Origin of the sequence: Pseudonocardia sp. NPDC046786 (genome assembly GCF_040645415.1) — a bacterium.
Classification (GTDB): domain Bacteria; phylum Actinomycetota; class Actinomycetes; order Mycobacteriales; family Pseudonocardiaceae; genus Pseudonocardia; species Pseudonocardia kongjuensis.
In genome coordinates this window covers 148,057-165,765 of record NZ_JBEYYF010000012.1, presented here as the reverse complement: position 1 = coordinate 165,765, position 17,709 = coordinate 148,057, and the positions used below count along the sequence as shown (strand labels likewise).

Below are 17,709 nucleotides of genomic sequence, written 5' to 3'. Positions count from 1 at the left end.
GGCCGGATCGGGAACGCGTCAGATCGCGCCCAGCCCGACCACCGCCAGCGTGCCCGCCGCGGCCAGGCCCAGGACCAGCCCGATCACCGCGTTCGCCCAGCGGGCCGCGCCACCGGCGCCGTCCCACCCGGGCCAGTGCGCCACCGCTACCCCGAGGCCCGCGCCGAAGGCCAGGCAGCCGAGCATCCAGGGCGCGACCAGCCACCAGGACACCCCGCCGCTCATGGAGGCGATGGCCAGGAAGAACAGCCCGCTCCCCGCGGTGCCGGCGAACTCGACCCGGTTCACCCGGCCCCGGCGCCCGGGCCGGCCGCCGAGCGCACCGAACAGCGTGGTCAGGCCGCCGACCAGCGGAAACAGCGTGCCGACGACGATCGGGAGCCCGTCCCGGACGAGCCCCGCAGTGCCACCGCCGGAGCCGGGGAACGGCGAGGGAGCCTCGAGCAGTCGCACGGCGAGCGCATCCACCGGGCGCCCGGAGTTGCCGAACACCACGACCGCGTCGCCGGTCGCCGGCTCGGTGAGCACGGTCGTCCAGGTGCCGGAGACCCCGCCGTTCTTCCACAGCAGGGTGCGCCCGTCGGCGTCGAGGATCTCCCAGCCGTAGCCGATCCGGCCGAGATCGGAGTCGGCGCGCGGCCGCGCGGCGAGTGCCACCGGCGAGGCCGGGTCGCCGGTCGCGGCGGCGTAGCGGACCAGGTCGTCGACGGTGGACCACACGCCGATGCCGGCGGGCGCGTCGCCCGCGCCGCGCCAGACCGGTTGCGGGCGGCCGGCGAGATCGTGCGAGCGGGCCGCGCCGGGCGGCGGTGCGTCGAGCACCGCGGTCCCGGTCATGCCGAGCGGGCCTGCGACGATCTCGTCGATGAGCTGCGGGTACGGCGTCCCGGCCCGTTCGGCGAGCGCGTGGCCGAGCAGCGCGCTGCCCAGGTTGGAGTAGTGGTGCTCGCCGCGACCGGACAGCTCGGCCCGGTCGGCGGCGGCGAGGATGTCCGCGACGTCGTTGCCGTAGGGGTTCGCGCCGACGGCGCCGCGGGCGAACTCGGCGAGCCCGCCCGGGGTCCGCGGCAGCCCGGCGTGGTGGGTCGCGAGCTCGGCGAGCGTGACGTCGCCCGCGCCGCCGGGCCGCCACGGGTGGCCGGGCAGCAGATCCCGGACCCGCTCGTCGGACCGCAGCTCGCCGCGCCGCTCCAGCTCGGCGAGCACCGCCCCGGTGACGGTCTTGGTCACCGAACCGATCTCGAACGGGGTGGCCGCGCCGATCGGCTCGCCGCGGCCGTCGTCGCCGATCCCGGCGACGGTGACCCACCCGTCCCGGACGACGGCGGCGACCAGCCCGTACCGGCCGGTCCCCGCCTCGGTCCGCAGCCGCTCGGCCAGCGCCGGATCGCCGGTGGTCTGCGGGCCGGGCGTGCTCGGCGCCGGCGCGAGCAGCCAGCCGAGCAGCCCGGCGACCAGTGCTCCGGCCACCGCGGCGGCGAGCGTCCGCCGGGTGCGGACGGCGGGCGGGGACGGGTGACCGGCGACGACCATGCCCCTACGTTATTCCGTAATTACGTCTGAGCCAAGTCAGATGGCGGTGAGCAGGCTCAGCGCGAACCGCCGGTCCGGGTCGATCCAGCGCCGGGTCGGCTCGAAGCCGGCCGCCGTGACGAACTCGTCGACGACCTCGGTGCGGAACTTGGCGGAGATCTCGGTGGCCATCTCCTCCCCCGCCAGGAAGCGCACGTCCAGGTCCAGTGCGCGCACCCGGACGTGCATGTCCCGGGAGGCGCGCAGCCGCATCTCGATCCATTCGTTGGTGGCGTCCCACAGCGCGACGTGCTCGAAGGAGTCGACCTCGAAGTTCGCGCCCAGCTCGCGGTTCAGCACGTAGAGCACGTTGCGGTTGAACTCGGCGGTGATCCCGGCCGCGTCGTCGTAGGCGGGCACCATCACCGTAGGGTCGGTGGCCAGGCCGGTGCCGAGCAGCAGCTGCTCGCCGGGCGCCAGGACGCCGCGCACATGGGTCAGGAACTCGTGCCGCGGCCCGGGCAGCAGGTTCCCGATGGTCCCGCCCAGGAACGCGATCATGCGCTTACCGCCGGGGTCGGCGCCGGGCAGCCGGTCGAGGTCGCGGGTGAAGTCCCCGACGACGCCGTGCAGCGCCAGCGACGGGTAGTCCCGGTGCAGCTCGTCGACGGCGCCGCGCAGCGCCGACTCGCTGACGTCCTGGGGCACGTAGCGGCGCAGCGTCCCGGCCGCGGCGAATGCGTCCAGCAGCAACCGGGTCTTCGTCGAGGACCCCGATCCGAGCTCAACGACGGTGTCCGCCCCCGAGGACCGGGCGATGTCGGCGACCGAGTCGGTGAGCAGCGCCCGTTCGGTGCGGAACGGGTAGTACTCCGGCAGCTCGGTGATCTTCTCGAACAGCTCGGAGCCGCGGGCGTCGTAGAACCACTTCGGCGGCAGCTCCTTGGGCTGCGCGGTCAGGCCGCGGGCCACGTCGGCGCGCAGCGCGGCGTCGGCGTCGGCGTCGGTGAGGTGGACGTCGAGCTGGATCAGTCCGGGAGTGGACACACTGCTCCTCTTGTCGGTCACCCGCGGGCTCGTGGCCCGGTCAGCGGGTACAGGTCGTGGTGCCCGGGCCGGGCCACCACCAGGTGCCGGTCGGGCACCTGTGTCCAGTCGGGGAACTCGTGGGTGGGCTCGGACGCGACCGTGGTCGCGCCGTCGTGGCCGAGCACGGCCAGCGCGTGCCGCCAGGCCGTCGCCCAGATCGTGGCGCCGTCGGTGAGCAGCAGGTTCAGCCGCGAACCCGGCGCGTCCCGGTCGACGGCCGCGCAGGTGCCGGCGAGCACGTCGGCCGGATCGTCCCCGGCCCGCAGCCGGGCCCGGACCAGCGCCCACAGCACCGCCGAGTCGGTCGGCGCGTCCAGGGTCATCAGGTCGGTCACCGGCAGCCGGGCGGCGGCACCGGCCAGCGAACCCGGCCAGTCCCGGACGACGCCGTTGTGGCTGAACAGCCAGCGGCCATCGGTGAACGGCGCGGCGGCCGTCTCCACCACGGGCATGCCGACGGTGGCCGACCGGACCGCCGCCAGCGCGGCACCGGTGCTGGTCGCCCCGGCCAGCGCGGCGAACGAGGTGTCCGCCCACAGCGGGCGGGCGGATCGGACCCGGGCCGGGCCGGCGGAACCCGCCGGGTACCAGCCCGCACCGAAGCCGTCGGCGTTGATCGTGCCGCCGCCGCGCATGTCGGCCGGCGCGTAGGACTGCCGGAGCAGCCCGTGCTCCGGTTCCAGCAGGATCTCCGCCAGGGTGCGCGGCGGACCCAGGTACGCCAGGTGCCTGCACACCGTCAGAGATCGGGGCCGGCGTCGCGGGCGAGCCGGAACCCGGAGAAGATCTGGCGGCGCACCGGGTGGTCCCAATTGCGGAAGGTGGCCCGGATCGCGGACGGATCGGTGCCGAACGAGCCGCCGCGCAGCACCGCGTAGTCGCCGCCGAAGAACACCTCGGAGTACTCCGGGTACGGGAACATCCGGAACCCGGGGTACGGGTGCCAGCCCGAGTCGCACCACTCCCAGACGTCGCCGAGCAGCTGGTGCACGCCCAGCGCCGAGGCGCCCGCCGGGTACGCCCCGGCCGGGGCCGGCCGCAGGTGCCGCTGGCCCAGGTTGGCGTGCGCGTCGGTCGGCCCGTCGTCGCCCCACGGGAAGCGCCGCGACCGGCCGGTCGCCGGGTCGTACCGGGCGGCCTTCTCCCACTCGGCCTCGGTCGGCAGCCGCTTGCCGGCCCACCGGGCGAACGCCTCCGCCTCGTGGAAGGTCACGTGCACGACCGGCTCGTCGGCCGGAACCGGCTCGACGACCCCGAACCGGCGCCGCCACCACGTGCCGTCGGCGTCCCGGGACCAGAACCGGGGCGCGGTGAGGTCCTCGGCGATCCGGTGCGCCCAGCCGGCGTCGGTCCACCAGCGCGGGTCGTCGTAGCCGCCGGCGTCGACGAACGCGGTGTAGCGGCCGTTGGTGACCGGATAGGCGTCGATCACGAAGGCGGGCAGGTCGACGGTGTGCGCCGGCCGCTCGTTGTCCAGCGCCCACGGCTCGGCCGAGGTGCCCATCTCGAACGGGCCTGCCGGGACGGCCACCTCGGCGGTGTCGTCGACCGGCGCGGCCGGGCGCGGCGGCGGCGGGGCGTCGAGCACCGGGGCGCCGGCCCGGAGCTGGTGGGTGGCGAGCATCGTCTCGTCGTGCTGCTGCTCGTGCGCGACGATCATCCCGAAGGCGAAGCCGTCGTGTTCCAGCGGCCGGCCGCGCAGCGGGCTGCGGTGCAGCGCGTCGAGCGCCTTGTCCCGGACCTCGTCGACGTACCGGCGGGCCTCGGCCGGGGTCAGCAGCGGCAGTTCCACCCGGGACGAGCGGGAGTGCTGGAAGGCGTCGTAGAGGCCGTCGATCTCGGGGCGCAGCGGTTCCCGGCCGCCGACGTCGCGGACCAGCCAGAGCTCCTCCTGGGAGCCGATGTGCGCGAGGTCCCAGACCAGCGGCGACATCAGCGGGGAGTGCTGTGCTTGCAGCTCGCCGTCGTCGAGATCGGTGAGCCGGGTGCTGCGCTCACGGGACCGGCCCAGCAGCGCGGCCACCCGCTCGCGGAGCAGTTCGGGGGTCTCCCCCGGCCCGGCGGGACCGGTGACGTGTGCGGGCCGGGCCCGCTCCGGCGGTCCCGGGTCCGGCCGGGCGGTTTCCGTGCGGGTCACGTCGGACTGGGTCACCTCACACCCTCCTGGATGCGTGCGGGATTCCGGGCCGGGTCGCCGGACGCGTCCGGTGGGACGTCGCCCAGGTACAGCCCTGGGGGGAACGGCACGGCGGTGGTCGCCGCGCCGTCGATCGTGTTCTCCAGCGGGTAGATGTCGTCGGCCGGGCAGCGGCCGCGCAGCACCCGGTGCTCGGTCACCTCGCGCAGCCGCGACAGCAGCGGTCCGGGGGCGTCGACCAGCGGATGCCCGCCGGCCGAGAGCACGTCGTGGGCGAGCGGGAACAGCGCCGCCGCGGCGGTGCCCAGCGCCGGATCGGCGAGCGCGTCGCGGGCGGCGGGCACCCACGCGTCCCGGACCGGCGCGCAGATCTCCCGCACCCGGTCGACCACCGCGTCCGACGAGGTCAGCGCCAGCAGCACGGCGGTCGGCAGCGCCCAGTCGTCGCCGGGCTGGCCGTCGACGTAGCGCACCTCCAGATGCCCGTGCGGCCGGACCGGCGGGAACAGCGTCGAGATGTGGTAATCGAGATCGGCCTCGGTCGGCGGCCGCTCCAGCACACCCTCGGCGACCCGGCCGGACACCCAGTCGGCGAACGTCACCCCGGGCGGGACCGCCCAGGTGCCGGTACCGCGCACGCACAGCAGCGGGGTGTCCAGCACCCGCCGCGCCCAGGTCGCGGCCGGATCCGGGTCGGTCACCGGCGGCGGCGCGGTGCGGCCCGGATCGAGGCTCAGCCAGCACGCCTGCCGGGACGACTTCCAGCCGGTGCGCCTGCCGTGCTGGACCGGCGAGTTCGCGAACGCCGCGACCAGCACCGGGCCGAGCTCGTGCAGCACCGCCCAGCGCTGCGCGATCCGGTCCGCCGGGCCGGTGTCCAGGCACACCTGGACCGCGGCGGTCGAGCACATGCCGCTGCGGCCGTGCGGTCCGACCCGGTCGAACACCGACTCCATCGCGGCGTACCGCGGGAGATCGAGCAGGCGCTGCGCCGGGCGGACCGGATCGGCGGCGCGGTCGTGCGGCGCCAGTCCGTGCCGGGCGAGCAGGTGATGGAGGTGCGCCGCGTCCGCTGTGACGTCTCCCACCAGCGGGAACAGCCCGTCCGACGGCGGGCTGGAGATCTCGATCTGGCCACCGGGCTCGACGGTGACGATGCCCCCGGCCGGCAGCGGCATGCCGTGCGAGGACGGGTTCAGTGCGGGCGGGGTGTGCGCGCCGAGTGCCGTGCGCAGGAGGTCCAGGTCGACCGGCTCACCGGGCCGGTCCGGGTGATGGAGCATCCACTCGATCTCGACTCCGACCAGGGCCGGGGGCCCGTGCTTGAAGCACACCGACGCCACGTAGGCCTCGGCCGCGGCTCTGCTGCGGAGCCGGCCGTCCCCCCGTGCGACGCTCTCGTCGTCCGCTGTCACCACGACGACGCTACCCCCGCCGGGTGACGGTCGCAGGTCGTCGAGAGGGTAAGCGACGCCACGTCGCGTCGCTCCCCGGCAAGCCGGACAAGCGTACGGAATACTGGGGTGCATGCCCCGCGTCAGCACGGACCAGCTCGCCGCCCGGCGCAGGCAGATCCTGGACGGTGCCCGGACCTGTTTCGCCGACCACGGCTACGAGGGCGCCACCGTCCGCCGTCTGGAGCAGTACACCCGGCTGTCCCGTGGAGCGATCTTCCACTACTTCCGGGACAAGGAGGCGCTGTTCCTGGCGCTCGCCGAGCAGGACGCCACCCGGATGGCCGACGTCGTCGCCGAGCAGGGCCTGGTGCAGGTCATGCGCGACCTGCTCGACGCCGACTCCGACCGCAGCTGGCTCGGCACCCGGCTCGAGGTCTCCCGGCGGCTGCGCACCGAGCCGGAGTTCCGGGCCCGCTGGCAGGAGCACTCGGTGGCGCTCACCGCGGCCACCCGGGCCCGGCTGGAACGGCAGGCCGCCGCCGGCGCGCTGCGCGACGACGTGCCGGTCCCGGTGCTCGCGCAGTACCTGGAGCTGGTCCTGGAGGGGCTGGTGTCGCACCTGGCGATGGGCCTGCCGACCGACGACCTCGATGCGGTCCTGGACGTCGTCGAGAACGGGGTCCGGGCGGTCACCCGCACTCCCTGATGCGGCCCGGCGGCACCGCCAGCATGATCGGGTGCATGCCGTTCCCGTTCCATCCCGCCGGCGACGACCCGGTCCCGGCCGCCGTCCGCGGCTTCGCCAGGGCACATCCCGACCTGGTCGAGCTGCACACCGATCCCGTCCACCTGGTCGCCCGCAGGCGGTCCCCGCAGCGCCGGGTCGGGCTGGTGTCCGGCGGCGGTTCCGGGCACGAGCCGCTGCACGCCGGGTTCCTCGGCCGCGGCATGCTCGACGCCGTCGCCCCCGGCGCCGTGTTCACCTCCCCGCACAACAAGGCGGTGCTGCACGCCTCCCGGGCGGCCGCCGGCCCCGACGGCGTGGTGCACGTGGTCAAGAACTACACCGGGGACCGGATCAACTTCGGGATCGCCGCCGAGCGGCTGCGGATGGAGGGCATCGACGTCCGCCGGGTGCTGGTCGACGACGATCTCGCCACCGACGGGCTGGACACCGCCACCGGCCGCCGCGGGACCGGCGCGACCGTGGTCGTGGAGAAGCTCCTCGGCGCGGCCGCCGACACCGGCACCGGCCTGGACCCGCTCGCCGAGCTGGGTACCGCCGTGGTGGCCGCGTCGCGCAGCCTGGCCGTCGCCTCCCGCGCGCAGAGCTCGGCCCGCACCGGCGAGCCGGCGTTCGCGCTCGGCGGCGAGCTCGACTACGGCGTGGGCATCCACGGCGAGCGGGCCCGGCGGTCGATCCCGCGGCCGCCGACCGAGGAGCTCGTCGGCCGGATGCTGGACGAGATCGTCGGCGGCCTGCCGGACGGGGACCCGGCCGCGGTGCTGGTCGTCAACGGGATGGGCGGGACCTCCCTGCTGGAGCTGTACGTGCTGGCCGAGCTGGCGTCGGCCGGCCTGGCCGAACGCGGGCTGGAGCCGGCCGGGCTGCTGGTCGGCACCTTCGTCCCGGCCCTGGACATGGCCGGGTTCTCGCTGACCGTGACCCGCCTGCGGCCGGACTGGATCCCGCTCTGGGCCGCCCCCGCCGAGACCCCCGCCTTCCCGCGCGCCACCACGGAGGACCAGTGAGCCGACTCGACCAGGACGCCGTGCTCGACCGTTTCGCCCGCGCCGTCGAGGACGGCCACGCCGCGCTCACCGATCTCGACCAGCACTCCGGCGACGGCGACTTCGGCGACAACCTGCGGGCCGGGGTACGGCAGGCGGTGCGGCTCGCCGAGGGCCGCCGGCGCGGGTTCGCCGCGCTCGGCGAGGTGTTCCTCGACGAGGTCGGCGGCACCAGCGGGCCGCTGCTCGGGCTGCTGTTCACCGAGATCGCGAGGGCGCTGGGGACCGTGCAGTCGGCCGACGGCGATCTCGCCGCGCTGACCTCCGGTGCCCGGGACGGGCTGACCGCGATCCAGCGGGTCGGCGAGGCCCGGGAGGGGGACCGGACGCTGGTCGACGCGCTCGCGCCCGCGGTGAGCGCGCTCGGTCACGGCTACGCTGCCGCGGCGACGGCGGCCCGGGAGGGCGCCGAGCGGACCGCCGATCTGACCGCGCGGCACGGCCGGGCGTCGTACCTGGGTGAGCGGGCGCGGGGCAGGCCGGATCCGGGCGCGGTCGGGGTGGCGCTGCTGTTCTGGGCGGTCGCGACGGTCGCCGAGCCGGACGCGGCGGCGCCGAACCCGCTGGACGGCGTCTGAGGCCCGGGCCGGGTCAGCGGGTCGTCGGCACCGTCTCCGGCGCGAACTGGGTCCGGTGCAGGGTGGCGTACCGACCGACCGCGGCCAGCAGCTCGTCGTGGGTGCCGGTCTCGACGACCCGGCCGGCCTCCAGTACCGCGATCCGGTCGGCGGCCCGGACGGTGGACAGCCGGTGCGCGATCACGATCGCGGTCCGCCCGACGAGTGCCTCGGCGAGCGCCTCCTGCACGGCGACCTCGGACTCCGAGTCCAGGTGCGCGGTGGCCTCGTCGAGGATCACCACCCGCGGCCGGGCCAGCAGCAGCCGGGCGATGGTCAGCCGCTGGCGCTCGCCGCCGGAGAGCCGGTAGCCGCGCTCGCCGACGACGGTGTCCAGGCCGTCCGGCAGCGCGGCCATCAGGTCACCGAGCCGGGCCCGCCGCAGCGCGTCGAGCATCTCGTCGTCGGTGGCCTCCGGGGCGGCGTAGCGCAGGTTCCCGCCGATCGTGTCGTGGAACAGGTGCCCGTCCTGGGTCACCATGCCGACGGTGCGGCGCAGCGTCGCGAAGTCGAGGTCCCGGACGTCGACACCGGACAGCTCGACGGCGCCGGAGTCGACGTCGTAGAGCCGCGGGACCAGGCCGGCCAGCGTGGACTTGCCCGCCCCGGAGGTCCCGACCAGTGCGAGCAGCCCGCCACCGTGCACGTGCAGGTCGATGCCGTGCAGCACCTCGGTGTTGATCCGCCGGTCGAGGACCGCGACCTCCTCCAGCGACGCCAGGGACACGTCGGCGGCGTTCGGGTAGGTGAACCGGACGTCGCGCAGCCGCACGTCCACCGGGCCGTCCGGCAGGGTCCGCGGGCGCTGCGGCTCGGTGATCGACGGGACCAGGTCGAGCACCTCGAAGACCCGCTCGAACGCGACGAGCGCGGTCATCACGTCCACCCGGGCGTTCGCCAGCGCCGTCATCGGCGTGTAGAGCCGGGTGAGCAGCAGCCCGAGCGCGACGACCGTGCCGGCCGGGATCTGCCCGGTCACCGCCAGGTAGCCGCCGAGCCCGTAGATCAGCGCCTGGGCGAGCGCGGACACCAGCTGCAGCGCAGTCACGAACAGCCGGGACACCATCGCCGACCGGACGCCGATCTCGCGGACCCGGGCGACCTGCCCGCGGAACACCCCCGCCTCCTCGGCCGCGTCGCCGAACAGCTTCACCAGCGTCGCGCCGGGGGCGGAGAACCGCTCGGTCATCTGGTTGCCCATGGTGGCGTTGAGCTCGGCCGCCTCCCGGCGCAGCTCGGCCAGCCAGATGCCCATCCGGCGGGCGGGCAGCACGAACACCGGCAGCAACAGCATCGCGAGCAGCGTGACCTGCCAGGCCAGGCCGAGCATCACAGCGATCGCCAGTACCAGCTGGATGGTGTTGGCCAGCACCGTGGACAGGGTGCTGGTGATGGCAGTCTGGGCGCCGATGACGTCGTTGTTGAGCCGGCTGACCAGTGCCCCGGTGCGGGTGCGCGCGAAGAACGCCAGCGGCATCGCCTGCACGTGCCGGAACACCGCGACCCGCAGGTCGGCGATCAGGCTCTCGCCGAGCCGGGCCGAGAACCAGCGTCCGGCGAGCCCGACCACCGCCTCCAGGACCGCCATCCCGGCGATCGCGCCGGCGATCACGATGATCACCCGGGCGGCGTCCGGGATGTCGTTGGCGGCGACGATCGTGTTGACCACCCGCCCGGCCAGCAGCGGGGTGAGCACGCCGATCACCGCGGTGACCGTGGTCAGGGCCAGGTAGCCGGCCAGCCAGCGCCGGTAGGGCCGGACGAAACCCCAGATGCGGGGCCAGGTGCCCTGCGCGATGGAGCCGCGGCGGATGGACTGTGAGTCCGCTCCCCGGATGACCCCGCGCATCAGGGTGAGCGGGCGATCCAACGATGTTCCCCTTCGCCGGTGGTGGACGGCGAGGGTTCACGTTACGACGGGGATGATCCGCCGGCGCGCCGGCTGTGCCCGGTCCGGCTGTCGGGCCGGGTCCCGGCGTGCGACGACGCCGTACCGGGGCCGTGTCGGGCCCGGTCGGCGTCGCCGGTGGTCGTGTGCGTCCGTGCGGTCCGCCCGCTGCTCGACGGACCGGTGGACGGCTACTTCTTCTTGGTGCGGGTGGCCCCGCCGCGACCGCGCAGGGTCACCCCGGTCTCGGAGAGGACGCGGTGCACGAATCCGTAGGACCGGCCGGTCTGCTCGGCGAGCGACCGGATACTGGCGCCCTTCTCGTACTTCTTCTTCAGATCGGCCGCGAGTTTCCCCCGCTGCGTCCCGGTGATCCGGGCGCCCTTCTTCAGCTCGGCCATGGGCCCTCCTCATCCCCACCGCGGATGCCCCCGCGGACCGCCGCATCCGGCGCGACGATCAGGCCATGATGATCCAGATGACGATTTCTGGCCAGAACGCGGAAAACGCGATCGGTGAGCGGTTACCCCGAATGGCGCACACGCTTCGGTGACCAGTCGGGAGTTCGTCCGTCCACCAGCAGAATGGCGTCACCCGTTGGAATCCATCTCGCACCATTCCGGCCGTTGCCGGTCACGGAGCCTCATCAAGATCGACGATCTTGGTGGTCCGGACGGGTGACCACGGGCCCGTGCGACGACCGGTCGGCCGACGCGCCGGTTCAGGCGAGCTGGACGAGCTCCAGGTAGTCGGCCGACCAGTGGTCCTCTGTACCGTCCGGCAGCACGATCACCCGGTCCGGCTCCAGCGCCTCCACCGCACCCGGGTCGTGCGTCACCAGCACGACGGCGCCCTCGAACCGGCGCAGCGCGTCGAGCACCTGCTCACGGCTCGCCGGGTCCAGGTTGTTCGTGGGCTCGTCGAGCAGCAGCACGTTCGCCGCCGACGACACCAGCCCGGCCAGCGCGAGCCGGGTCCGCTCGCCACCGGACAGCGTGCCGGCCGGCTGGTCGAGCTGCTCGCCGGAGAACATGAACGACCCGAGCAGGGTGCGCAGCTGCTGCTCCGGCGAGTCCGGCGAGGCGTGCCGGAGGTTGTCCCAGACCGACGCGTCCATGTCGAGGGTGTCGTGCTCCTGGGCGAAGTAGCCGGTCCGCAGCCCGTGCCCGGGCACGACCTCGCCGGAGTCGGCGGCCTCGGTGCCCGCGAGCAGCCGCAGCAGGGTCGTCTTGCCCGCGCCGTTGAGGCCGAGCACGACCACCTTGGTGCCGCGGTCCACCGCCAGGTCGACGCCGGTGAACACCTCCAGCGAGCCGTACGCCTTGGTCAGCCCCTCCGCGGTGAGCGGGGTCCGGCCGCACGGGGCCGGGGTGGGGAACCGGATCCTCGCCACCCGGTCGGCCTGGCGCTCGTCGTCCAGCCCGGCGAGCAGCTGGTCGGCGCGCCGCGCCATGTTCTTCGCGGCGACCGCCTTGGTGGCCTTGGCGCCCATCTTCGCGGCCTGCGCGTGCAGCGCCGACGCCTTCTTCTCCGCGTTGGCGCGCTCCCGGCGGCGGCGCTTCTCGTCGGTCGAGCGGGCCTCCAGGTAGCGCTTCCAGTCCATGTTGTACTGGTCGGCCTCGCCGCGTGTGGCGTCGAGGAACCACACCTTGTTGACGACCGCGGCCAGCAGGTCGGTGTCGTGGCTGATCACCACCAGGCCGCCCTCGTGGTTCTGCAGGAACGAGCGCAGCCAGGTGATCGAGTCGGCGTCGAGGTGGTTGGTCGGCTCGTCGAGCAGCAGCGTGGTCGCCGACTGCGAGCCGCCGTCGGAGGCGGCGAACAGGATGCGGGACAGCTCCACCCGGCGCCGCTGCCCACCGGACAGCGTCCGCATCGGCTGGGCGAGCACCCGGTCCGGCAGGCCGAGGTGGGTGCAGATCCGGGCGGCCTCCGACTCCGCGGCGTACCCGCCGAGTGCCGAGAACCGCTCCTCCAGCCGCCCGTACTCACGGACCGCCTTCTCGTTCTCCGGGCCGTCGACCAGCTCGGCCATCGCCGTCTGCGCCTTCTCCATCTTCGCCAGCAGCGTGTCGAGGCCGCGGGCGGACAGCACCCGGTCCTTCGCGGTGATCGACAGGTCACCCTCGCGCGGGTCCTGCGGCAGGTAGCCGATCGGCGAGTTGGAGCGGACGTCGCCGGAGTAGGGCTCGCCCTCCCCCGCCAGCACCCGCATCGAGGTCGTCTTCCCGGCGCCGTTGCGGCCGACCAGGCCGATCCGGTCGCCGGGCTGGACCCGCAGATCCGCACCGGAGAGCAGGATCCGCGATCCGGCGCGGAGTTCGAGGGCGTTCGCGGTGATCACGTGGAAGGGCTCCAGACGGAGTCGTCGGGGTGGGCGCTGAGAGTTCGGGAGCGACGGGGCGGGCACACGGGTGCCCGGCGACACCGGCTACTCGATCAGGACCACTCCGCCAGGCTACCGGCCCGGGCGACCCGTTTCCCCACGTAGGGTCGGCTCCCATGACCGATCTCACCTTGTCCGGGCGGACCGCCCTGGTCACCGGCGGCTCGCGCGGCATCGGGTACGGCATCGCGGCGGGCCTGCTGGCCCGCGGCGCCTCGGTGACGATCACCGGCCGGCGCGAGCCCGAGCTGGACGCGGCCGCCGCGGCGCTCGCCGACGGGATCGGCGGCGACCGGTCGCGGGTGCTCGCCGTGCCGGGTAACGCCGGCGACGAGGACCACCGCGCCGAGGTCGCCGACCGGACCGTCGCGACGTTCGGGTCGCTCGACATCCTGGTCAACAACGCCGGGATCAACCCGCAGTACGGCCCGCTGGTCGACGCCGACCTGGCCGCGGTGCGGAAGATCTTCGAGGTGAACGTGGTCGCCGCGCTGGGCTTCGTGCAGCAGGCGCACCGGGCCTGGATGGGCGGGCACGGCGGGTCGGTGGTCAACGTGGCCTCGGTCGGTGGGCTGCGGCCGACCGGGGTGATCGGCGCCTACGGCGCGTCCAAGGCCGCGCTGATCACGCTGACCGAGGAGCTGGCCGGGCAGCTCGGGCCCGGGATCCGGGTGAACGCGGTCGCCCCGGCGGTCGTGAAGACCCGCTTCGCCGAGGCGCTGTACGCGCACGACGAGGAGGGCCTCGCCGCCGGCTACCCGATGAAGCGGCTCGGGGTGCCCGCCGACGTCGCCGAGGCCGTCGCCTTCCTGGTCTCCGACGCCGCGTCCTGGATCACCGGCGAGACACTGCGGATCGACGGTGGCAGCCTGGTCTCCGGCCGGCACGTCTGACGGGAGGGTTCGGGGTGCGCACCGAGGCGGGTGACGGGGCCGGGACCGGCCCGGTTCTCGACGTGCTCGTGCTGGGCGGCGGACCGGCCGGGCGGGCGCTCGCCGGGGCGTGTGCCGGGCACGGCCTGCGGACCGCGCTCGCCGATCCCGCACCGGACCGGCCGTGGGCCGCCACCTACTGCGCCTGGCCCGAGGAGCTGCCCGCCGACCTGCCCGGATCGGCGGTGGCGGCCCGGCCGCGGGCCCGCGCGGTGCTGCCCGGCGGCGCCGCGCGCGACCTGGGCGCCTACGCCGTGCTGGACACCGCCCGCCTGCGCGACCACCTGGACTCCCGGCTCGGCGCGGTCACCGTGCTGACCGGGCGGGCCGACGCCGGGGACGTGCGCCGCACCGGCGACCGGTACCGGGTCGCGCTCCGGTCGGCGGGCGGCGGGTCCGGTGGCCCGGTCGGCACCGGCACCGGCAGCGGGGACCCGGCGGGTACCGGCAGCGGGGGTGCAGCGGCCATCGGCAGCACGGGCGCGGCGGTACCCGTCGTCGACGCCGCGCTGGTCGTCGACGCGACCGGTGCGCCGTCCCGGCTGCGCCCCCCGGCCGGCCCGGCGACCGAGCAGACCGCCTACGGCGTCGTCGTCGGCGAGGACGCCGCCCGGCCGGTCGTGGCACCGGGCGAGGCGGTGTTCATGGACTGGCACTCCCCCGCCCCCGCCCCCGCACCCGGCTGGACCGACTGGCCGACCTTCCTCTACGCCGTGCCCTACGGCGACGGGACGGTCCTGCTGGAGGAGACCTCGCTCGCCCGGCGGCCCGGCCTCCCGCTGGCCGAGCTGCGCGAACGGCTGGCCGCCCGGCTGGCCGGGCTCGGCGTCCCGGTCCCCGGCGACGCCCCGGTGGAGCGGGTCCGGTTCCCGGTCGACTCGCCGCGGGCCGCGGCGCACCCGGTGCCGTTCGGCGCGGCGACCCCGCTGGTGCACCCGGCGACCGGGTTCAGCGTCGCCCCGGCGCTGCAGCTGGCCCCCGCGGTGGCCGCGGTGCTGGCCCGCCGGCTGCCGGACGGCCCGGACGCGGCGGCGGCCGCCGTGGCGGCGCTGCTGTGGTCACCGTCGGCGCGGATGGTGCACCGGCTGCGCCGGCACGGTCTGCGGACCGTGCTCGACCTGCCCGCCCGGCTGGTTCCCGGCTTCTTCGACGCGTTCTTCGCCGGGCGAACTGGCCGGGCGTTCCTCACCGGCCGCGACGACCTCGGTGGAACGCTGGCCGGGATGGCGGATGTGTTCCGGGCCGCGCCCGCGCCGGTCAAGGGACACATGCTTCGTTCGGCCGTACGTTTTCACCCGTTCGGGTGATGGCCGACGGCCGTGCCGATCGGTTGAGCGGGGTACCGGTAGTAACATCGGGGTACTCAGCGTCGAGGGGCCGCCCGCACCGGGCGGGTGCGGTCCCGCTCCCCATCGGAGGCTGCCCATGCCCGCATACAAGACCATCGTCGTCGGGACCGACGGCTCGTCGACCTCGTTCGCGGCCGTCGAGCGTGCGGCCGGGGTTGCCGCCGACAGCGGCGCCACCCTGGTCGTCGTCTCCGCCTACACCCCGGCCAGCCGGGAGGACACCGCCGCCGCCGAGGACGCACTGAAGGACGAGGCGTACCTGGTCACCGGCTGGACGCCGGCCGAGGAGGCGCTGCGCGAGGCCGCCGACCGGGCGGCCGCGGCCGGCGCCCGGAACGTGACCACGCACGCCGAGGACGGCGCCCCGGTCGACGTGCTCCGCAAGGCCGTCAAGGACCACCACGCGGACCTGCTGGTGGTCGGCAACCGCGGGCTCAACACGTTCTCCGGGCGGCTGCTCGGGTCCGTCCCCGCCGACGCCACCCGGCGCGCCGGGGTGGACGTGCTCGTCGTGCACACCACCTGATCCGTGTCCGACGAGCGTCCCCCCGAGCGCAGGCCGCTGCCCGATCCCGCGCAGATCGACTGGAGCGAGATCGAGGCACCCGTCCTCGACGAGTTCATCCTCGGCGCCCCGCGCGAGTTCACCCGGGACGAGCTCGTCGAGGCCACCGGACTCGACCCGGAGGAGTCCGGCCGGCTGTGGCGGGCGCTCGGCTTCCCCGATCCGGACCCGGACGACCGCGTCTTCACCCGGGTCGACCTGGAGGCGGCGCGCAAGGTCGTCGACCTGACCCGCGAGTGGCTGCCCGAGCACGGCCCCCGGGAGGCCGTCGCCCGGGCGATCGCCCAGTCGCTGTCCCGGCTCGCGGAGTGGCAGGTCGGGATGCTCGCGCAGGTGGCGGCCGCGCACGTCGGCGAGCTGACCCCGCGCGACGCCGCCCGGCTCGCCGCCGAGGTCCTCCCGGAGCTGGAGAGCCTGCAGTCCTACGTCTGGCGGCGGCACCTCGCGGCGACCGCGGTCCGGTGGACGGCGGGCGCCCAGCGCTCCGACACCGAGCTGATCTCCGCCGACACCTGGCCGCTGTCGGTCGGTTTCGCCGACATGGTCGGCTTCACCCGCACCACCCGCCGCCGGTCGATGGCCGAGCTCGGCGAGATGATCGAGCGATTCGGCGCCGTCACCAACGAGGTCATCGCGAACGGCCGCGGCCGGATCATCAAGACCGTCGGCGACGAGGTGCTGTTCGCGACCGAGCATCCCGCCGACGCCGCGGCGATCGCGCTCGGGCTGCGCGACCGGGTGCGGACCGAGCCGTCGCTGCCGTTGCTGCGGATCGGGATCGCGCACGGGATGGTGCTGGCCCGCTACGGCGACGTCTACGGCGAGGTGGTCAACGTCGCCGCCCGGCTGACCTCCGAGGCCCGCCCGGACACCGTGCTGGTGGACCGGGAGATGCACGAGTCCCTGCGCGACGATCCCCGCTTCGACCTGCGGCGGATCGCCACCCTGCACACCCGCGGCTACACCCACCTGCGCGCCTGGGCGCTGCGCGGCGCCCGGGAACGCTGACCGAGCCGGGTCGGGACCGCGCTTGACCTGAACCCCGGTTCAGCAGGCAGGGTCGCCGGCATGACCAGCACCCCGGCGATCCGGCCCACCGGCTCCGGCACGCCCACGACCGGCCCCGCGCGCGCTCCCGGCAGTCCCGACGGCCAGCCTGCCGACGAGCTGCCCCCGGACGTGGTCGCGTACCTGGACCGGATCGGTGTCACACCGGGCCCGCCCGACGTCGCACTGCTGAGCCGGATCGTCCGGGCCCACGTCGCGACGATCCCGTTCGAGAACCTCGATCCGTTCACCGGCACCGAGCCGCCGGTCGAGCGGGCGGACATCGTCGCGAAGCTGGTGCACGGCCACCGCGGCGGCTGGTGCTTCGAGCACAACCGGCTGCTGCACGACGTGCTCGGCGACCTCGGGTACCGGGTCACCCCGCTGGTCGGCCGGGTCCGGCTGGGTCTGCCCGACGGCGCACCCCCGACGATGCGCACGCACCGGCTCACCCTGGTCCGGACCACAGGGACCGCGGAAACCCCAGGAGCCGCCGGGGGCACGTTCGTGGTCGACGTCGCTTCGGCGGCACGGTTCCGTCGGAGCCGCTGCGGCTGGTCAGCGGCACCGCCCAGCCGACGGCGCACGCCGAGCACCGCTTCCGGACCGATGGCGCGGGCACCTGGACCCAGCAGCGGCGCGGCGGCGGGGAGTGGCTCACCCAGTACACCTTCGATCTGACCCCGGTACCGGACATCGACTACGCGATGGGCTCCTGGTACCTGACCCACCATCCGGGGTCGCACTTCCGGACCGGGCTGGTCGCGGCGTACTCGGGCGCCGACCGGCGCGCCACGCTGGCCGGGACCCGCTACACGCTGCGCCGGACGGACGGCCGCACCGAGGAGCGGGAGCTGACCACATCGGCCGAGGTGATCCGGGTGCTCGAGGCCGAGTTCGGCATCGACACCTCGGGTGTCGCCGGCCTGGAGCAACGGATCCGCACCGCCCACCTCGGCTGAGCCCGCTCATGCCACGAGCGGGCCACCCACGGCGGTG

Annotated in this window: 16 protein-coding genes and 1 pseudogene; 9 read left to right on the top strand and 8 right to left on the bottom strand. The window is 75.0% G+C overall.

Translation table 11 applies throughout. From position 1 onward, the window contains the following. Nucleotides 1-18 precede the first annotated feature (18 nt). The 5 genes from ABZ881_RS17090 to egtA form a co-directional block, all read right to left on the bottom strand. Complete coding sequence (locus ABZ881_RS17090) at nt 19-1,533, bottom strand: serine hydrolase domain-containing protein (RefSeq protein ID WP_358485506.1); 1,515 nt, start codon at nt 1,531-1,533, stop codon at nt 19-21. A gap of 36 nt (nt 1,534-1,569) precedes the next feature. Beyond that, complete coding sequence (gene egtD / locus ABZ881_RS17085; protein WP_358485504.1) at nt 1,570-2,559, bottom strand: L-histidine N(alpha)-methyltransferase; 990 nt, start codon at nt 2,557-2,559, stop codon at nt 1,570-1,572. Between the two features lie 17 nt (nt 2,560-2,576). Then, nucleotides 2,577-3,338 (bottom strand): ergothioneine biosynthesis protein EgtC, encoded by a 762-nt coding sequence (gene egtC / locus ABZ881_RS17080; RefSeq protein WP_358485502.1) that lies wholly within the window; start codon nt 3,336-3,338, stop codon nt 2,577-2,579. A gap of 2 nt (nt 3,339-3,340) precedes the next feature. After that, complete coding sequence (gene egtB, locus ABZ881_RS17075) at nt 3,341-4,639, bottom strand: ergothioneine biosynthesis protein EgtB (protein WP_358485562.1); 1,299 nt, start codon at nt 4,637-4,639, stop codon at nt 3,341-3,343. Nucleotides 4,640-4,749: 110 nt separating this feature from the next. After that, the gene (gene egtA, locus ABZ881_RS17070; protein WP_358485500.1) at nt 4,750-6,153 is read right to left on the bottom strand and encodes an ergothioneine biosynthesis glutamate--cysteine ligase EgtA; all 1,404 of its coding nucleotides are present in this window, start codon (nt 6,151-6,153) and stop codon (nt 4,750-4,752) included. A gap of 112 nt (nt 6,154-6,265) precedes the next feature. Between egtA and ABZ881_RS17065 the strand changes: the two genes are divergently transcribed. Genes ABZ881_RS17065 through ABZ881_RS17055 form a run of 3 tightly spaced genes read left to right on the top strand, consistent with a single transcriptional unit; the run spans nt 6,266 to nt 8,504 of the window. Beyond that, entirely contained in the window at nt 6,266-6,841 is a 576-nt protein-coding gene (locus ABZ881_RS17065; protein WP_344030064.1) for a helix-turn-helix domain-containing protein, read from the top strand. Nucleotides 6,842-6,876: 35 nt separating this feature from the next. Continuing rightward, nucleotides 6,877-7,887 carry a dihydroxyacetone kinase subunit DhaK gene (locus ABZ881_RS17060; protein WP_358485498.1) on the top strand — a complete coding sequence of 337 codons (1,011 nt, stop codon included), beginning with the start codon at nt 6,877-6,879 and terminating at the stop codon, nt 7,885-7,887. Further along, nucleotides 7,884-8,504: a DAK2 domain-containing protein gene (locus ABZ881_RS17055; protein WP_358485496.1), complete on the top strand. Its 621-nt coding sequence runs from the start codon at nt 7,884-7,886 to the stop codon at nt 8,502-8,504. The genes ABZ881_RS17060 and ABZ881_RS17055 overlap by 4 nt, the downstream gene beginning before the upstream one ends. Nucleotides 8,505-8,517: 13 nt before the next feature. Here ABZ881_RS17055 and ABZ881_RS17050 read toward each other — a convergent pair whose 3' ends face one another. The 3 genes from ABZ881_RS17050 to ABZ881_RS17040 form a co-directional block, all read right to left on the bottom strand. Then, nucleotides 8,518-10,392 carry an ABC transporter ATP-binding protein gene (locus tag ABZ881_RS17050; protein WP_358485560.1) on the bottom strand — a complete coding sequence of 625 codons (1,875 nt, stop codon included), beginning with the start codon at nt 10,390-10,392 and terminating at the stop codon, nt 8,518-8,520. 230 nt (nt 10,393-10,622) lie between these two features. Then, the gene (locus ABZ881_RS17045) at nt 10,623-10,832 is read right to left on the bottom strand and encodes a helix-turn-helix domain-containing protein (protein ID WP_010240451.1); all 210 of its coding nucleotides are present in this window, start codon (nt 10,830-10,832) and stop codon (nt 10,623-10,625) included. A gap of 320 nt (nt 10,833-11,152) precedes the next feature. After that, on the bottom strand, nt 11,153-12,775 hold the full coding sequence (locus ABZ881_RS17040) for an ABC-F family ATP-binding cassette domain-containing protein (RefSeq protein WP_358485494.1): 1,623 nt from the start codon (nt 12,773-12,775) through the stop codon (nt 11,153-11,155). Between the two features lie 158 nt (nt 12,776-12,933). On the opposite strand from ABZ881_RS17040, the gene ABZ881_RS17035 reads away from it, so the two are divergent. The 6 genes and pseudogenes from ABZ881_RS17035 (at nt 12,934) to ABZ881_RS17010 (ending at nt 17,672) form a co-directional block, all read left to right on the top strand. Next, nucleotides 12,934-13,710, top strand: coding sequence for an SDR family oxidoreductase (locus ABZ881_RS17035; protein WP_344030074.1), 777 nt, complete (start codon nt 12,934-12,936; stop codon nt 13,708-13,710). Between the two features lie 14 nt (nt 13,711-13,724). Further along, entirely contained in the window at nt 13,725-15,056 is a 1,332-nt protein-coding gene (locus tag ABZ881_RS17030) for a lycopene cyclase family protein (RefSeq protein ID WP_358485492.1), read from the top strand. A 118-nt stretch (nt 15,057-15,174) separates the two neighbouring features. After that, a complete protein-coding gene (locus tag ABZ881_RS17025; protein WP_358485490.1) occupies nt 15,175-15,624 on the top strand; it encodes a universal stress protein in 450 nt (149 codons plus the stop codon). Nucleotides 15,625-15,627: 3 nt separating this feature from the next. Next, entirely contained in the window at nt 15,628-16,671 is a 1,044-nt protein-coding gene (locus ABZ881_RS17020; RefSeq protein WP_344030080.1) for an adenylate/guanylate cyclase domain-containing protein, read from the top strand. Nucleotides 16,672-16,731: 60 nt separating this feature from the next. Then, a pseudogene (locus ABZ881_RS17015) lies at nt 16,732-17,172 on the top strand (arylamine N-acetyltransferase); the annotation flags it as partial. A gap of 86 nt (nt 17,173-17,258) precedes the next feature. After that, nucleotides 17,259-17,672 carry an arylamine N-acetyltransferase gene (locus ABZ881_RS17010; protein ID WP_358485559.1) on the top strand — a complete coding sequence of 138 codons (414 nt, stop codon included), beginning with the start codon at nt 17,259-17,261 and terminating at the stop codon, nt 17,670-17,672. The last annotated feature ends 37 nt before the right edge of the window (nt 17,673-17,709 follow it).